Source organism: Pseudoalteromonas sp. RWi3, assembly GCF_054960735.1.
Genome location: NZ_JBHNYL010000016.1, coordinates 64,552 through 80,060, shown reverse-complemented (window position 1 = coordinate 80,060; position 15,509 = coordinate 64,552). Strand labels below are relative to the sequence as shown.

At 39.7% G+C, this 15,509-nt stretch carries 15 protein-coding genes and 1 tRNA gene; all 16 read right to left on the bottom strand.

Annotated features, from left to right (window positions below; translation table 11 throughout):
• Positions 1 to 170: 170 nt before the first annotated feature.
• On the bottom strand, positions 171 to 1,064 hold the full coding sequence (locus tag ACFI4Z_RS16450) for a hypothetical protein (protein ID WP_462671519.1): 894 nt from the start codon (positions 1,062 to 1,064) through the stop codon (positions 171 to 173).
• A 114-nt stretch (positions 1,065 to 1,178) separates the two neighbouring features.
• Positions 1,179 to 1,253: transfer RNA gene (locus ACFI4Z_RS16445), tRNA-Arg, on the bottom strand.
• A 166-nt stretch (positions 1,254 to 1,419) separates the two neighbouring features.
• A complete protein-coding gene (locus tag ACFI4Z_RS16440) occupies positions 1,420 to 2,082 on the bottom strand; it encodes a FlgO family outer membrane protein (RefSeq protein WP_462671518.1) in 663 nt (220 codons plus the stop codon).
• An 8-nt stretch (positions 2,083 to 2,090) separates the two neighbouring features.
• The gene (locus ACFI4Z_RS16435; protein WP_099297232.1) at positions 2,091 to 2,765 is read right to left on the bottom strand and encodes a FlgO family outer membrane protein; all 675 of its coding nucleotides are present in this window, start codon (positions 2,763 to 2,765) and stop codon (positions 2,091 to 2,093) included.
• Between the two features lie 12 nt (positions 2,766 to 2,777).
• Positions 2,778 to 3,371, bottom strand: coding sequence for a FlgO family outer membrane protein (locus ACFI4Z_RS16430; protein WP_462671517.1), 594 nt, complete (start codon positions 3,369 to 3,371; stop codon positions 2,778 to 2,780).
• Between the two features lie 51 nt (positions 3,372 to 3,422).
• On the bottom strand, positions 3,423 to 4,028 hold the full coding sequence (locus ACFI4Z_RS16425) for an SPOR domain-containing protein (protein WP_462671516.1): 606 nt from the start codon (positions 4,026 to 4,028) through the stop codon (positions 3,423 to 3,425).
• Between the two features lie 17 nt (positions 4,029 to 4,045).
• Positions 4,046 to 6,982 carry a hypothetical protein gene (locus tag ACFI4Z_RS16420; RefSeq protein ID WP_462671515.1) on the bottom strand — a complete coding sequence of 979 codons (2,937 nt, stop codon included), beginning with the start codon at positions 6,980 to 6,982 and terminating at the stop codon, positions 4,046 to 4,048.
• 6 nt (positions 6,983 to 6,988) lie between these two features.
• Positions 6,989 to 7,801, bottom strand: a complete 813-nt coding sequence (locus ACFI4Z_RS16415; RefSeq protein ID WP_462671514.1) for a fimbrial biogenesis chaperone — start codon at positions 7,799 to 7,801, stop codon at positions 6,989 to 6,991.
• Between the two features lie 8 nt (positions 7,802 to 7,809).
• A complete protein-coding gene (locus ACFI4Z_RS16410) occupies positions 7,810 to 8,277 on the bottom strand; it encodes a DUF4402 domain-containing protein (RefSeq protein WP_462671513.1) in 468 nt (155 codons plus the stop codon).
• 20 nt (positions 8,278 to 8,297) lie between these two features.
• Positions 8,298 to 8,891, bottom strand: a complete 594-nt coding sequence (locus ACFI4Z_RS16405) for a DUF4402 domain-containing protein (protein ID WP_462671512.1) — start codon at positions 8,889 to 8,891, stop codon at positions 8,298 to 8,300.
• A 119-nt stretch (positions 8,892 to 9,010) separates the two neighbouring features.
• Complete coding sequence (locus ACFI4Z_RS16400) at positions 9,011 to 9,619, bottom strand: SPOR domain-containing protein (protein ID WP_462671511.1); 609 nt, start codon at positions 9,617 to 9,619, stop codon at positions 9,011 to 9,013.
• 131 nt (positions 9,620 to 9,750) lie between these two features.
• Positions 9,751 to 10,632, bottom strand: a complete 882-nt coding sequence (gene galU, locus ACFI4Z_RS16395) for a UTP--glucose-1-phosphate uridylyltransferase GalU (protein ID WP_462671510.1) — start codon at positions 10,630 to 10,632, stop codon at positions 9,751 to 9,753.
• 30 nt (positions 10,633 to 10,662) lie between these two features.
• Complete coding sequence (locus tag ACFI4Z_RS16390) at positions 10,663 to 11,514, bottom strand: thymidylate synthase (protein ID WP_462671509.1); 852 nt, start codon at positions 11,512 to 11,514, stop codon at positions 10,663 to 10,665.
• A 12-nt stretch (positions 11,515 to 11,526) separates the two neighbouring features.
• The gene (gene lgt / locus ACFI4Z_RS16385; protein WP_462671508.1) at positions 11,527 to 12,330 is read right to left on the bottom strand and encodes a prolipoprotein diacylglyceryl transferase; all 804 of its coding nucleotides are present in this window, start codon (positions 12,328 to 12,330) and stop codon (positions 11,527 to 11,529) included.
• 12 nt (positions 12,331 to 12,342) lie between these two features.
• Positions 12,343 to 13,152 carry a sulfite exporter TauE/SafE family protein gene (locus ACFI4Z_RS16380; RefSeq protein WP_462671507.1) on the bottom strand — a complete coding sequence of 270 codons (810 nt, stop codon included), beginning with the start codon at positions 13,150 to 13,152 and terminating at the stop codon, positions 12,343 to 12,345.
• 81 nt (positions 13,153 to 13,233) lie between these two features.
• Positions 13,234 to 15,504 (bottom strand): phosphoenolpyruvate--protein phosphotransferase, encoded by a 2,271-nt coding sequence (gene ptsP, locus ACFI4Z_RS16375; protein WP_462671506.1) that lies wholly within the window; start codon positions 15,502 to 15,504, stop codon positions 13,234 to 13,236.
• Positions 15,505 to 15,509: the final 5 nt, after the last annotated feature.

The following is a 15,509-nucleotide window of genomic DNA, read 5'->3' as shown; positions in this document are numbered from 1 at the left end:
TTTAGGTTTTTTCTTTAGGTTTTTCTGATAATATGGTAATACTTTTAAGATATCAGCTTCTGATGATATTCCACTTTGAAAAGCCAACAATAAAATTTCTATCGCTTCATAAAATAACCCCTCTTTAGCTTTAGTCGTTGCGAGTTTTAGTTGATTCATATTAGTGTTCATCATTGATTACTATTACCTTTCCTGTTTTTCAATATATTATTTAACTGCTCTATCGTAAGCTCTTCTCTCGAAGTTATATCAGGTTCACCAAGAGGAAGGTTGATTTTATATGAATGGCTTATAGTTACTCCATCACTACAGTCAACTTTTTCATAGTGTATGTTCTCGGCTATTGCTTTTGATGCTAATTGCTCAGCTTTAAAAAATAATTTGCTAGTTGGAGAAAAAGGGAAGTAAATAAAAAAGTTATTAAATTGGCAATATAAAATATAGATAATGTGGTTATCAGACGTTTCTCTAGTTAATTCGATTTCCATTTTTATTGGAAAGTTAACATCAGGCATTCTGTACCCACACCAAAAAATAGGAAAATGATTAAAGCTTTCAAAATTCTGATTTGATCTCAACCATCCAATAGCAGTATTAAATTCTTTTAATTTTTCATCTGGAAGAATAGATATTAAACTCTTTAAAATTGCTTTGTAAACTTTGACCATATCAAAAGTTTGTGATGAAAAATTTAATGAGCTTTTCTCTGAAGGTTTTTCTTGTATTAATGTTATGAATTGATCGTCACCATAAATTTTACTGCCACCTTTTATATAATTCGGCCGATAGCCTTTCTTGCCTCTTAGTCGAGTAATAAACGTTGGGGGTATAAAATTGCTTAAATCTTTCTCTATTTTTGAAAACCTAGCATTGCACTCATCACATTCATTAACTGTAAATATGCTTTTATTGCCAAGAAACTCAGGAAAGGAATGGGCTCTTTTTTTATTAAATTTCACATCATTTAATTTGCAGAACCTACATAAAGAATCTCTTTCACCAACCTCAACTGTTGGAAATAAATTATAATTATGCTGTATATGACTAAATACCTGCTCAAACAAAAGCTAATCCCTTAACTTGCTAAAGTTTATATTCTCACTCAAATAAATATGCTACGTATGTGCTACACAGAAAATATAAAAGCAGAGAGAAAAATCGTAATTCATTGATTTTATTGGTAGCCCCTGCAGGAATCGAACCTGCAACTGCCCCTTAGGAGGGGGCCGTTATATCCATTTAACTAAGAGGCCACATTCGAGCTTCGAGCTTCGAGCTGATAGCTGATAGCTGATAGCTGATAGCTGATAGCTGATAGCTGATAGCTGATAGCTGATAGCTGATAGCTGATAGCTGATAGCAAAAGTATAACGGTTTATCCTATTTACAATCAAGCAGTTAAATGAACTTAATACAAGGCTAGTTAATACTCGCGCGTTTGAGGTTTATATCGTCATTTTTTAACACATAATAAGGTAATAGCTTTTGGCTACTTGCCACTACCCGCTTACTTTGCACATCAATAATCCGTGTATTAACTTCTACGCCACTGCTACGGTAGATCAAAGTACCAGATAAAACATGGCTTGCAACACGCTTATTTGCTAATTTTTCTACCTCGCGTGAGAACACAAAGTCACCGCGTTGGTTCACTAAAATTTGATCGGTTGTTTTAAAATCAACAATGCCATAACCAAATTGTTGTAGCTGGTGAATAAAGCTTTCTGAGAGCTGGTTACCAAGCTGGCTGCTTTTAGTCAAACTGTTATCTAAATCAACAAAAGAAGTCACTGCAATCGAGATATCTTGCTCTAATTGCATGGTATCGACTAAGTCTAACGCCATTTGTTCAACATAATTAACCAGCGTTTTATTATGTTTACTCGGTGCAAACTGCGTTGAGCTTTGATAGCGCTGCTCTTGTTGCATTTGCGCTTGATGTATCAATTGACTTAAATCATAACTCGGGGTGGGCTCTGGCGCACTATCGACCGATTGCGTTTCTACCATGCTACACCCTGCAACAAACGAGACAGCTAAGCTAACACTTAATATGGCTGCACACTTAGTTATATAAGTCATAGTTACTCTCACTCATTCGCTTGTTTTAGCATGATACCGTCAGTGCGATAGCTGCTGTCTAATGCGTCTACCACAGATTGAGGTATAAACCCCTGCGCAGAGCCAACAACAGCTTTACTGGTTAACCCAACTATACGTGCATTTATTAATACGCCGCCTTGGTGATTTACCATGGTGCCAGCTAACACATAGTTAAAGTTTTGATCTGGGCTGAGCTCTAAATAATCTCGGCTGAATACAAAATCGCCGTTTGGTGTAACGCGCATGAAATCGGTGGTTTTAAAATCGATAACGGGTACGCCAAAACTGTGCAGTTCGTGCATAAAGCTTTCGGCTATTTGATTGCCAAGTAACGTTCCATCATTGTATTCATCGTCTAAATAAATAAAGCTCGATACAGCTAATGGCGTTCGTGTATTCACATATTGCAGGTTTTCAGCCATGTCTTGCATGATACCGCGAACATAATGATTGATATTCTTACGTGTAGCGACACCCAGTTGACTGCTGTCATTCATTACGGCTTTATTTTGGAACACGCCGCTATTTTGACCAGGCTCAGCAACACTTCGCTCCATGGCAAGCTGTGGTGTGGTGTTATTTTCTGCGCTGCTGGTGTCATTCATCATTTGCGAACAACCGAAGCCCAGCGGTAAACATAGGGTTAGTAATAAGCGTTTCATAAGGGCTCCTAATTAATATTCACTGCGGTAAATAAAACCACCGCGTTGCTGAATCTTTTCATCGCTCCACATTACATTTATGGGGATTTCAGTGCTTGCTGCTGAGGTGATGACATTGTTTTGTGCGTTCACCATGCGTGCATTGATGATGTAGGCATGTTGTTGCCGCGTTAATGTACCAGTGATGACATAGTCAATATTCTGGCGTTGATTTAATTTTGCGATGTCTCTGCTGAGCATACTATCTGCCGATGCTGACAAATTTAAATTATTTTCTAAACGGTACTCGATTATATTATAGCCAAGCTGCGTTAGTTGCGTGATTAGGCTTTCTTGAATTTGCTGGCTTAGGCCGTGACCTTGCCCTTGCGCAAGGCCTGTTTCTAGGGCGTCAGCTAAAAAAAAGCTTGTTATAGCAATACGTGACGAGCTTTTGAATGAACCATTTTTATGGCTAAGCTGCGTGCTTAAATCGCGAACATATTGATCCACAGTAAAAGACGCCATCGTCGCTTTTTCAACTTGAGTATTAGTCTTTTTTACGGGCTCACTGGTCAAACTACAAGCGGTTAGACCCAGTGACAATAAAAGTATTAACAGGCGCATATTTGCCATCCTCTATGAGCATAGCAGTATCAAAGCAATAACTATGCCTATTTAAAAAGGCTCCGCTGTATAATGGCTGACTAAACAGTTTATTTTATATAGTTTAAGTTTTTCGCACTCTAAACGGGCGTTTTTTTGATACTGATATGCGCCAAGTTTTAATCGGTAATAGGTCGTGCCTTTTACCTCAACCGATTCTACATTTGCGATGAGTTCTCCGGCAAATAACTCAGGGGCTTTTGATTTTAGTTCTTCGACCGTTTTACTCAGCCTCATTCGCTCAGTAACTGATGCCACTTGAAGTGCAAATAATGGCTGCGGCGTTGGCTTAAGCTCAACAGCTGATTTTGGCTTTTTAACAGATTTAGCCTGTACATTTGGCTGAGTCGTTTTTTGCTCAACCACAGCGTTAAGCTGTGAGATTAATAGCTTTAAATCTTGCTCAATTAGCAGTAACCGTTCTATTCCTGGTTTTGCTTGTTGCCACTGAGCAGCAGACTCTTTAAGCTCAGCCAGCTCTGCTGCAGAGATAGAAACGATTTCATTGTTAAGAGGTTGCTCATTATTTTTCGCCGTATTTGTTGCGCTACAGCCAACAGCAGTAAAACATGCCAAAAATACAATGAGTTTATTCTTAACTATCCAATGTAGCGCCATCGATAAATCCTTTTTTATTAATGTATTATTTGTTGAGCTTGCACTGTGCAGTTTAAGCCTTTGCTTGTTAATCTTACGCAGGCGCTTTGCAAATCATTATCTTTTGTTTGCGCATAGCCCAGCGCTAAAATATAGCGTTGATTGTCTTTAAGATAAAATGCTTGGTTTAATGACTCTGGCTGTAAGTGTTGTTTAATTAATTGAAAATACGTTTTAAGCATCGCAAGAGATGAAAAACTACCAGCGTTGGTAATAAACCCAGCCACTTTCTCTTTTTCAGTCAATACAAAATCAACACCCATCACTACATCACCTTGTGGTGATAAGTTAACGGCTACATTTTGCGTTTCTTTTAATGATTTTTTATTTTTATAGTTTTCGCTAATTACAGCTTGGTATTCGCCCGGTCTCAAATCTGTAAATAGGTAATAACCATCATAAGCTGCCTGTGTTTGTGCTACTTGCTTACCCGTTTCGTCCAACAAAGCTATACTTGCAAAAGGCTGTACTTGGGTGTGATCATCTTGCTGCTGATAAACCACTCCTTCTATTTCACTGGAGTTATTTAATGGATAATCCATATACTCAATAAAGCCTGCTCGCGGTGTAATTGAAAAGCCATCGTGGGCTGGTACTAAAAATGGATCTGGAAAGCTGTCTTTATCAAGCACAATATCGGTAGTGCGATTGGCAGGCATTGAGGTAAGTAAGGCTATTCCCTGCTCATCTGTAATCGCTTGGCGGTAGTTTTGTAGCCCTTTTACTTTTACACCAACAACCCCTTGTTCGTTCTCATCCATTACACCGTTGTTATTATCGTCAATAAAAACGCGTAACATTAATGTACCTGTAGTCGTTAGGCTCTGTTTTGAAACAAAATAGTTATTGTTTTGCGCATCCATCCCTAAACTAAAGCGACTATAAACACCAAACTGCCAATTTTCTTCACTGTCGTAATTAAAGTTACTCGTCACACTAAACTTATCGCTTTGCCATGTTAAGCCTAAATCTGCTGATTGCAGGTCATTGATTCGCGAATCTCGTAGCGTTAATTCGGCTTGTAACTGACTGCTAATGCTACGGTTAAACTCGGCTTCATAACTGGTAATTTCGCTTACAGGCGATAAGGTGTAATCAATGCCAAAACGGCTATAAATACGACCAAAGCGACCTTGTAAGCGCGATGTGCCATCAACAAATTTATGGTTTTTAGTGTCTTGCCATTGCAGCTGATTGCTTAGTGAAAGGCCTGAGAAGGCATAATTTAAACGGTTTTGTACTTGTTTATATATTCCCTGACTATCCGATTGCTGATAAAGAAGATTGTTCTGATAATTTAATCGGCCAAAATCGCTCTGCATTAATTCGCCAGCCATATTTATTTGGTAGCTATCATATTCCTGATTTGTTTCGTCAGTTCGGTTAGTAGCGCTAAAGAGTAAAGATTGTTCTGCAACTTGGCTTCGTGCTGTTAACTCAAGCTCTTTTTCATTTTGGTTGTTTTGCTCGTAATCTAGGTTCAATAAGAGCCGATTAAACACGCTTAGGTTTGCACCAATGGCAACGTGTTGCAAGTCGTCATCTGCTCTTTTTTGCCCCAATGCAGCTGTATAAATAGAGACGTTATCAGTAATTCCTTGCTCAAACCGCCCAGCAACTTGCCAACCTGTATTATTGAAGTTGCTGTTACCGAGTAACTGTTTTCCTTGCTCTGACACAGATAGTTCGTAAAACCCTTCACCTTTATCTAATTGATTACCATCAACAAAATAGTATTCAGTTTTACGCTCAACTTGTCCTTGAGGACCATAAAATATCAACTCAAAATTATTTTCGCCATAATATAAATCTACATTTTCAAAAACATAACGCCCATCTGCTAAACTAAGTTGCTGCGCAATTAATACTTCGTTGCGATAAAGCTCAGCATCCCATCCTAACTGAATGGCGCCACTTAAATTAATACGATTGGTATCAAATTGCTGGTTAAGATCACGATTAGAAAACTTAAACCCACGCCCATACTGGCTGTTATAACGACTCCCTACTTGAGTTGCGATAACGTCGCCAAATTCAACTTCACTAGCGCCTAAAACACCGAGTAAGTTGCTTTGTGAATCTTGCCTAGTAAAAGTTAAACGTGAGTCTGTTAATAAATCACCTTCGCGACCAGATAAAAAGTACTCTGCTGATAAATAGGCAAAATCTTGTGCGCCTAATAATGAATATCGGGTTCTATTTTGGTTTTTATCGGCACTGTAATTTAATTGCAAGTCAGCCACGGGCGCTGAAATAGCTTGATAAGGACTGGCTTTCCAAGGCAGTGTGGGTTGTGACTTTTGCTTTGTTGGATTAAGGGTTCTCCCCTTGCGCTGACGCTGAAGCTCAAGCGGGAGTGGTTCATCTGTGCTTAGGTGTACTTCTAAATCAGCGTAATCAACATTAAAGGCTATACCAAATGCATAGTTTAAAACGTCAATTTCAATGTAAATATCATCATCAATACTGATATCGGTATCAGCTAGCTGCAAAGCACCATGATCTGTAATTAATGTGTTATCAGACAATTCAAATGTTTGTTGATTGGCGTACCAGCCTTTTGCTGAGCTTGTTGGTAAATCTATATCTATTGCAAATTGAAGGATATCTGCAAATCCTGATAAACCTAATTGCACGTTTTTGTCACTTTTGAGCGCAAAAACTTCACCCAAATAATGGCCATTTAAATAAAGTGAAAACAGTAAAAACTCACCGGTTGCAATTCGCTGCTGCGGCTCAACTAAAACCGGTGTTTTAGCTGTGACTTGAAGGTTAGCTGTTGCAAGTTTGCTTTGAATTAGTTGCAGCGTATCGAGCGCATCATTCGCTGTTGGCGCCGTTTTACTCGATACGCTAATACTTAGGCATAGAGATAGCCAAAGTAATGATCTACTTACCTTATTATGTGCTTTCATTCACGCTTATAATAGCAACATGTTAGTTGTTATAGGCAATGTATGCTCAGCAAAGGTTACATCTGCGTATTCATCCGCCCCTGTGTATTTAAATTCTACAACACCTGGTTGTGTAATGGCTTTATCGCTAAACAAGCTTAGGGTGACATCGGCACTGTCTACATCTGAATAAATACTTAAATTACCAATCTCAGCTACTTTCTCTGCAGAACTATTTGTATCGCTTTTAAAGTATGCGCTTAACTTTCCATAACTACTAAACCCAGTATTGCGGTTAACTTTTAATTTAAACTGCATGCGCTGATTATCTGGGTTTTTAATAACTTTTGCATGTTCAATAGTTACCTCGGGTACTTCTGCACTTTCACGCAGAACCACAGGAATACTGTAACTCATGATCATATTAATTTTTATCGAGCTATTAATTTTGGTGTTTTCATTAGGTAACGCTTGAAACAGTAAGTGAGAACGGTACTCGCCAGGAGCCAAACCTTTTGGCTTTCTAAGTGCAACTTTAACAGTTTGCTTTTCACCGGGGGCTAACCTCATTTGCTTTGGCGATAGCCTTGTCATTGGGCTTAAACTTGTGTCAGTCGCTTCAGGCAGAGTTATATAGCCGCCAGTTGGTGTAGATTGCTTTTCACTCCAAATTACTCGGTATGTTTTATATTCTTTACTTGTATTAATTACGCTTACTTTAGCGGTACGCTGGCGCTCATCAAAACTAATACGGGTTGGAGAAATTAGCAGGTCTGCAATTGCGCTTTGACTTAAAAATAAAAAACTGAAAACCAACATAAACGTTAACTTGTTGAACATTTTAATCCTTAGTAGTCCACGGAAATTTCAAGATTTGTAGAAGATGAGTAGTTACCATCTGAAAATTGTTTAGTGCTTGTGTTTATTTCAAGCTTGCCACCAATCAGTACACGAACTTCGCCGAATTCATCGCCAAAACCGTACTTTGGAAAGCCATTTAAACTCACTTTAAAATCGGCGCTACTGCTTCCTTGCGTATCGTGTTGAAGGGTAACAGGCGCGACTAAATTCATTGTTACACGGGTGCCTGTTGGAATACCCGTTAATATAAGCTCTGCTGGATGACCCTCCCTAATAATATAAATATCACCGGTGGTATTTATGGTGCCGTCATCTTTGATTATTACAGAGCCGAACTGTTCACTTTGTAAAACAACTAAAGTGCCAAAATCAAGCGCTTGCTGCTCTATACTGGCCGATTTAACTAATAGCGGGCATAACGCTAAATACAAGCTCAATATAGTGCAAAAGCGCATAATAAACTCAGCGGCCTAAATTAATAAGCAACTTCAATCTGGAAGTTACCAGTGTAATCAGTATCGCGGTATGCTTCACTAGAAGCAATCCCAGCGGTAGAGAGAGTTGCACCAATATTAAACTCAACACTCCCATCTGCATCAGCTGTTAAGTTTGGGTTTCCTGATGTATAAGGTGTGTTAGCATTTGGACCACTGGTAATAAAATATGTCCAACTGCCAACAGTGAAGTTTGGCTCATTTAAACCCTGGCCATCAGAATCGAGTACTGTCGCTGTTGGATCTGTGATTGTTAGGCGAGCATTAGGTACGACATCTGATACAGTAAAAGAAGCTGGTGAACCTTGCCCTATGATAGAAATAATAGCGGGTGAGTTATCAGTTCTTGACGATACAGGACTTGCATCTGGATCTGGATCAATAACTAAGGTTGCTTGGTTAGTGCCAGCTGGATCTGCAACCGCACGAATAATACCAAAATCTAAATCATTACCTTTGGTCAAAACAACTGTATTTTGTACTTTAACCGTTGCACTAAAGCTCTCGCTTGTAGCATAAACACCAAAAGAACTTGCAGCTACGGCTACTGCTAGTAAAGTAGAAGATAATTTCATACTAAATCCTTATAAAAGACGGGACATTACCCTATGTTGTCCCTATCATAATTATTATCGACAGTTAGGACAAATACTTTACGCTTAATTACTGAAACAAAAGATAAAGCGTGCTTTATTCATATAGGTTGGCCGACAAATGGCGCACTTAAACACTTTTGTCCCATACTTTTTGCAATTAAGCAAAAAGTATTAGCTTCTGTATAGTCTTGAAAAGGGCCTACGCGTAAGCCATACAGGGTAACGCCTTTGTTCTCACGCTCAGTCATTAAAAAGTCTAGCTGCTTAAACGCATGAGGGTATTGTTTGTGTAATCTAACAATTTGCAGCTTAACCAGCTCTGGTTTTAAATATAGCCCTAGTTGAGCTCCTGCCAGAGAATCCGACTTTGTTTGGTATATAGATTCACCAAACACATTACTTTTATCCGTTTGAGTGGCCTGATTACCATGGAGCACATCCACCCGCTCTGAACGAAGTTCTGACGGACCTTGTGCTAATTGAGTGTTTGACGACAACGCCATAATCAGAAGTTTTAGATCATTTTCCATACTTGCAAGTCGATTAATACTGCCTTGTTGTTGCTGCCACTGCACAACATATTCTTTAACTTGCTGATCAGAGATGAGTGATGAAGAATCATCAACCTCGTGACTTTCATTCATGGCGCAGCCAGCCATCAGCACTGCTAACATCAAAGTAAGCCAAATTCGAAGTGTAATATGCATTTTTTGCGCTTTAGTTAAAAAGTAATACGGTAATTAAGCAAAGTAAATGCCAGCTTATGTGTTTAATCGTTATGTTTATAAAATAAAAAAGTGCCATTTAGGCACTTTTTTATAATTCACTGGTTTATTGCCTATTTTACTAAGCCTTTAATAAACTTGCCTAAATCGTCTTTGAACTCATCACGGCGAAGTGCGAATTCAATAGTGGCTTTTAAATAACCTAACTTGCTACCACAATCATGACTTCGACCTTTAATGGCGTAAGCTGCGACGGCTTCTTTGTCCATCAACATTGCAATAGCGTCAGTTAATTGAATTTCATCGCCAGCACCCGCAGGAGTCTTTGCCAATAACGGCCAAATATTTTTACTTAAAACATAGCGCCCAACTACCGCAAGGTTAGATGGTGCAGTTTCAACAGGTGGCTTTTCAACCATGTTAGCAATAGCAGCACTTTGACCTTGTATTATTTTTTCACCACCTAAATCGACGACACCAAACTTATCAACATCTTGCATAGGCACTGGCTCAACCATAATTTGGCTTTCACCCGTTTGCTCAAAGTGCGTGATCATTTCAGCTAAGTTGTCTTTTTTAAGGTTGCTTTCATGATCGTCAATAATTACATCTGGTAAAATAACCACAAACGGTTCATCACCAATAATCGGTGCTGCGCAGTTAATCGCATGCCCTAAGCCTTTTGCTTCACCTTGACGTATTTGAATAATTGTCACGTCTTTCGGGCAAATCGATTGCACCTCGGCTAATAATTGCCGCTTTACACGCTTTTCAAGCGTGGCTTCTAATTCAAAACTGGTATCAAAGTGATTTTCAATTGAGTTTTTACTCGAATGAGTCACTAAAACAATTTCTTTAATACCCGCAGCAATGGCTTCGCTCACCACATACTGAATTAATGGTCGATCTACAACTGGCAGCATTTCTTTCGGTATTGCTTTGGTTGCAGGTAACATTCTAGTTCCTAGGCCCGCAACTGGTATAACAGCTTTCATTTGATTCTCCTTAAATGGGTATTATTTGTCCTACACTGAAAAAGGGTATTTAATCGCGTCATGGCATTGGTAGCCTATGACTTCAAAATCATCCCGTGTGACCCATGTTTCAATGTCTTCTAAAGTTTTAATTTCTGGATTGATACGCAATTGAGGTGACTCAAATGGCTCACGCTTTAATTGTACATCACGCATTAATTCTAGTTGGTTTTCATAGATATGCGCATTAACAATTTTATGATATGCCTTACCCGGTTTGTGGCCGGTAATTTGCGCCACTAAGGCAAGCAATACAAAGCACTGAATTTGATTGAAATTCAAACCAAGCGGTACATCACAACTGCGTTGATACGATGTTAAAGATAACGTATCGCCTAACAGTGAAAATGTATGAGTGTGCATACATGGGCGCAAACAACCTAGATCAAACTCACCCGGGTTGTAAAACGTGATAATTTCACCTCTATCATCCACTCCATTTTTAAGGTTATCAATTACTTTTTTAAGCTGATCTAACGGTGTGCCATCGGGGCGTTGCCAATGTCGACCTTGAACGCCATAGACGCGCCCCATGTCGTCTTCACCTTGTCGATTAGGGTTATTAAGCCATGCTTGATTTTCATTGGCATTGGCATCCCACGTCATACAACCAATTTCACGAAACTGTGCTGCACTGCTGTAACCGCGAAGGTAACCTAGCAGCTCAGCAATTGCCGCTTTATAGTAGCTTTTGCGGGTTGTGATCATTGGGAACTTATTGTTAGCTACATCGTACTCAAGATCTGCATTTATTACGGTTAAACAACGTGTTCCTGTACGTTTATTTTCAACCCAAACACCTTCATCAACAATGCGCTGACATAATTCTAAATATTGTTTCATTACTTGCTCTTCTTAGGCTTTCTTTGCAGTTGCAGGCTGTGGCTTGTTATAGGCCCATAATATCAAACCTAAGCCGCCTATGATCATTGGCAACGATAAAATTTGCCCCATTGAGATAAAACCGCCAAACAAGCCTAAATGTGCATCTGGCTCTCTAAAGTATTCGATGGCAAAACGGAATACACCGTAACCTAATAAAAATAAGCCGCCCACACTGCCCGCTGGACGCGGCTTTTTAGTGAATACATATAAAATAATAAACAGCACTAAGCCTTCAAAAAATGCCTCATAAAGTTGCGAGGGGTGACGGGCAAGTGGTCCACCCGACGGGAATACAACAGCCCAAGGCACGTCAGTAGTTCGTCCCCACAGTTCACCGTTTATAAAGTTACCAATACGCCCAGCTAATAAGCCTACCGGTACAAGCGGTGCAACAAAATCACCTACAGCGAGAAGTTGCTTTTTACGAGTCCATGCGAAAATACAAATTGCGGTGATAACACCTAATGTACCGCCATGAAATGACATGCCGCCTTGATCTATTCTAAATAAATAAAATGGGTTTTCTAAAAAATAGCTAAACTGATAAAACAGCACATACCCTACGCGCCCACCTAATATCACCCCCAGCATGCCATAAAAAAGTAAGTCGCTGACTTCGTCTTTTGACCAACCTGAGTTAGGTTTAGCTGCTTGGCGATTTGCCCACCACATGGCAAAAGCAAACCCTATTAAATACATTAACCCGTACCAACGTACGCTTAGTGGACCGACCGAAAATATAACCGGATCTATTTGTGGAAATTCTAGAGCCATAAAAATTAAACCTTAACTAAACACCATTTGAAGTGCGATAATAACCAATAATACTGCAAACGCTTTCTTTATCGTTGCAACGGGTAAATAATGAGTCGCTTTTGCACCAATAGGCGCCATAAACCAAGAGGTTATAACAATCCCTAACAATGCGGGTAAATATACAAATCCAACAAAGCCATGTGCTAAGTCAGTCACCCTCCAGCCAGCAGATACATAGCCAACCGAACCAAACAAAGCAATAACAATACCACACGCGGCAGCACAGCCGATTGCTTTTTTAATATCAACTGAAAAATAATTCAGCAAGGGTACAATTAACGCGCCACCACCAATACCAATTAAGCCCGACAAACCGCCCATTATCGCGCTAAAAGTACCAATAACGGGACCTTTAGGCATCGCTTTAACACTGGGTGCTTGTTTACGTGTTGATAGCACCATACGAGCAGCAATAAATACGACACTCGTTGCAAATACTGCCCGTAATAATTGTTCTGGAATAAAACTCGCTGCAAAGCCACTTAACAAAGCGCCTACCCCAACACCGCTCATAACCCAAGGTGCTATTTCCCACGGTACATTATTATTTTTATGGTGTGCTAAAGCTGAGGATGTCGACGTAAATAAGATTGAGGCCAAAGAAGTGGCAATTGCAATAACAAGCACGTGCTCTGCATCTGCTACATCAAACTTTACCAGTAAACTACTGAGCACGGGCACGATGATCAAGCCACCGCCTATGCCAAGTAAACCTGCTAAAAACCCGACAATACTACCTAGTACTGCACAGCTTGCGATCAATATAACTAAATCATGCATAGCACGCTCTTATAAATAAATTGTTATATGCATATACTAATCCATTATATCTTAGGATCACAGCTTAAATTAACCGTTTTATCAACCATGGCTTGGGGTATAAAAAAGCTTACCTAGTTTGTGTTCAATCATAAAATTGCGTGTTAAACGCAATACTTGTTTTGCAGTAGACTGGGCTAAACACTCAGCCAATAATACTTCCATATCACTCATTTTTAAGCGTCTGAGCACCCACTTTACTTTACTGATAGAAAAGTGATTCATACTAAGTTGTCGATACCCCATCGCAATTAGTAAAATTGCGCCTTCTGGGTCGCCGCCAAGCTCGCCACATAAACTTAAAGATAAGTCGTAGTGTTGGCATTCTTGAGCGACTTTTTGTAGCACACGTAAAACACCAGGATGATATGGGTTAAATAAATCTGCGACTCGCGCATTTGAACGGTCAACTGCTAACAAGTATTGCGTTAAGTCGTTACTGCCCACTGAACAAAAATCAACTTTCTTAGACCATTCCGCCAGCATAAATATGCTTGAAGGCACCTCTAACATTACACCAACTTGCGGGCGTTCAATCACTTTATTTGGCAGTTGCTCTTCCAGTTCAAAATACGCTTGCGATAGTAAAGCCAATGATTCATCTACTTCTTCTGTACCGCTGATCATCGGTAGCATAATTTTTAGATTGCCCAGGCCCATATTTGCTTTAATCATCGCCTTTAATTGATCTAAAAATAATTCTGGATGATCTAGCGTGACGCGAATCCCTCGCCAACCTAAAAATGGGTTGTCTTCTGTAATATCAAAGTAATCTAAAACCTTATCACCACCAATGTCCAACGTGCGCATTACAACTGGCGCAGGATGATAACTTTCCAATACCTGTCGATACCAGTTTTCTTGATCTACCTGTGAAGGAAATTGACCTTTTTGCATAAACCATGCTTCTGTACGGTATAAACCTACACCATCGCAAAGTACTGTGCTGACACTTTCGGTATTAAGGTCCAAACCTGCATTGAGTAACAAACTAATTTGCTGCCCATCTAAGGTAACAGCTTCGCAAGCTTGCTCAGCAATAAACTTATCATTGAGGATTGTTTCTTGGTATTTCAGTTGTAGATATTCATCTTGCAAGATTTGCGAGGGAGAAATATATAGACGCCCAGAGTAAGCGTCTAATATCATTTTTTTACCATCGAATTGCAGTAAAGGTAGGTCTTCTATACCCCAAATTGCTGGGATCCCCATAGCCCGAGTCAAAATTGAGGCATGGCTGTTTGCTGAGCCATTCACACTAACTACACCCACTAAGTGCCCCTTTGGCACTTCCGCTAACATGGCGGGTGTTACAGTATTTGCAATGAGAACGGTGTCTTTTGGATAAGGCTTGACTGCATGTTCGGTCTTGACCAAGTGGTGAAGCACTCGTAAACCAATATCTTTTACATCAACTGCACGCTCTTTAATGTAGGGGTCTTGCATTGCATTGAACTGTGCAATTAATTTTTCAATTACAATTTTAAGTGAGCTTTTAGCACACCAACCTTGTTGCAATTGCGTTTCAACATTTTGTCCTAAGCTCTTTGCATCAAGCAGCTGCTGGTATACATCAAATACAGCCAAAGCCTCTTTGGGTATCGAGTCACTAAGTGTCATTGATAGGGTATTAAATTCGTGTCGAGTTGCTGAAACAGCTTGGCTAAACAAACGTTGTTGCAGTGCCTGATTAGCATCCTTTTTCAGCTCAATAGACGTAAAATCAAGTTTCGGGATGACAACAAACGCTTGGCCTATCGCAATCCCTGGGGCGCTCGACACACCTTTTAATACTGAGGTTTGATGGGATGACTCATCTTGACGCAACACTTCTTTTATTTCTGCATGTGCAAGCTGAGACGCTAGCTGAGCAGATAATGTGATTAAAAATGACTCTTCATCTTGGCTAAATACACGCGCAACTTTTTGCTGAACAACGATTACACCCAACACTTTTTTTTGATGAACAACAGGTACCGATAAAAAAGCATTATAGCTTTCTTCGTTTACTTCTGGGGAGGATTTAAAGCGCGGGTGTGATTTTGCATAGGCAATGTTTATGGGCTCTTCTCGCTGTGCAACTAAACCAACAAGGCCTTCAGTAAAACCAATTCTAAATTTTCCAACAGCAACCGGGTTTAACCCCTCTGTTGCCATTAATACAAAATTGTCTTGGCTGTAATCTGCAAAGTAAATTGAGCAACACTCAGTTTGCATGGCGTCTTTGACCATGTTTACAAAACACGCTAAAGCACTGTCCAAACACGCCTGTTGCGAAACAGACTCTGCAATAGCCCTAAGTGTTGCCAGCATAGCTT

Bases quoted from the DNA above. Each gene is read 5' to 3' on its own strand.
- ACFI4Z_RS16440 (WP_462671518.1), bottom strand. From the start codon at position 2,082: ATGACTTATATAACTAAGTGTGCAGCCATATTAAGTGTTAGCTTAGCT.
- ACFI4Z_RS16435 (WP_099297232.1), bottom strand. From the start codon at position 2,765: ATGAAACGCTTATTACTAACCCTATGTTTACCGCTGGGCTTCGGTTGT.
- ACFI4Z_RS16430 (WP_462671517.1), bottom strand. From the start codon at position 3,371: ATGCGCCTGTTAATACTTTTATTGTCACTGGGTCTAACCGCTTGTAGT.
- ACFI4Z_RS16425 (WP_462671516.1), bottom strand. From the start codon at position 4,028: ATGGCGCTACATTGGATAGTTAAGAATAAACTCATTGTATTTTTGGCA.
- ACFI4Z_RS16420 (WP_462671515.1), bottom strand. From the start codon at position 6,982: ATGAAAGCACATAATAAGGTAAGTAGATCATTACTTTGGCTATCTCTA.
- ACFI4Z_RS16415 (WP_462671514.1), bottom strand. From the start codon at position 7,801: ATGTTCAACAAGTTAACGTTTATGTTGGTTTTCAGTTTTTTATTTTTA.
- ACFI4Z_RS16410 (WP_462671513.1), bottom strand. From the start codon at position 8,277: ATGCGCTTTTGCACTATATTGAGCTTGTATTTAGCGTTATGCCCGCTA.
- ACFI4Z_RS16405 (WP_462671512.1), bottom strand. From the start codon at position 8,891: ATGAAATTATCTTCTACTTTACTAGCAGTAGCCGTAGCTGCAAGTTCT.
- ACFI4Z_RS16400 (WP_462671511.1), bottom strand. From the start codon at position 9,619: ATGCATATTACACTTCGAATTTGGCTTACTTTGATGTTAGCAGTGCTG.
- galU (WP_462671510.1), bottom strand. From the start codon at position 10,632: ATGAAAGCTGTTATACCAGTTGCGGGCCTAGGAACTAGAATGTTACCT.
- ACFI4Z_RS16390 (WP_462671509.1), bottom strand. From the start codon at position 11,514: ATGAAACAATATTTAGAATTATGTCAGCGCATTGTTGATGAAGGTGTT.
- lgt (WP_462671508.1), bottom strand. From the start codon at position 12,330: ATGGCTCTAGAATTTCCACAAATAGATCCGGTTATATTTTCGGTCGGT.
- ACFI4Z_RS16380 (WP_462671507.1), bottom strand. From the start codon at position 13,152: ATGCATGATTTAGTTATATTGATCGCAAGCTGTGCAGTACTAGGTAGT.
- ptsP (WP_462671506.1), bottom strand. From the start codon at position 15,504: ATGCTGGCAACACTTAGGGCTATTGCAGAGTCTGTTTCGCAACAGGCG.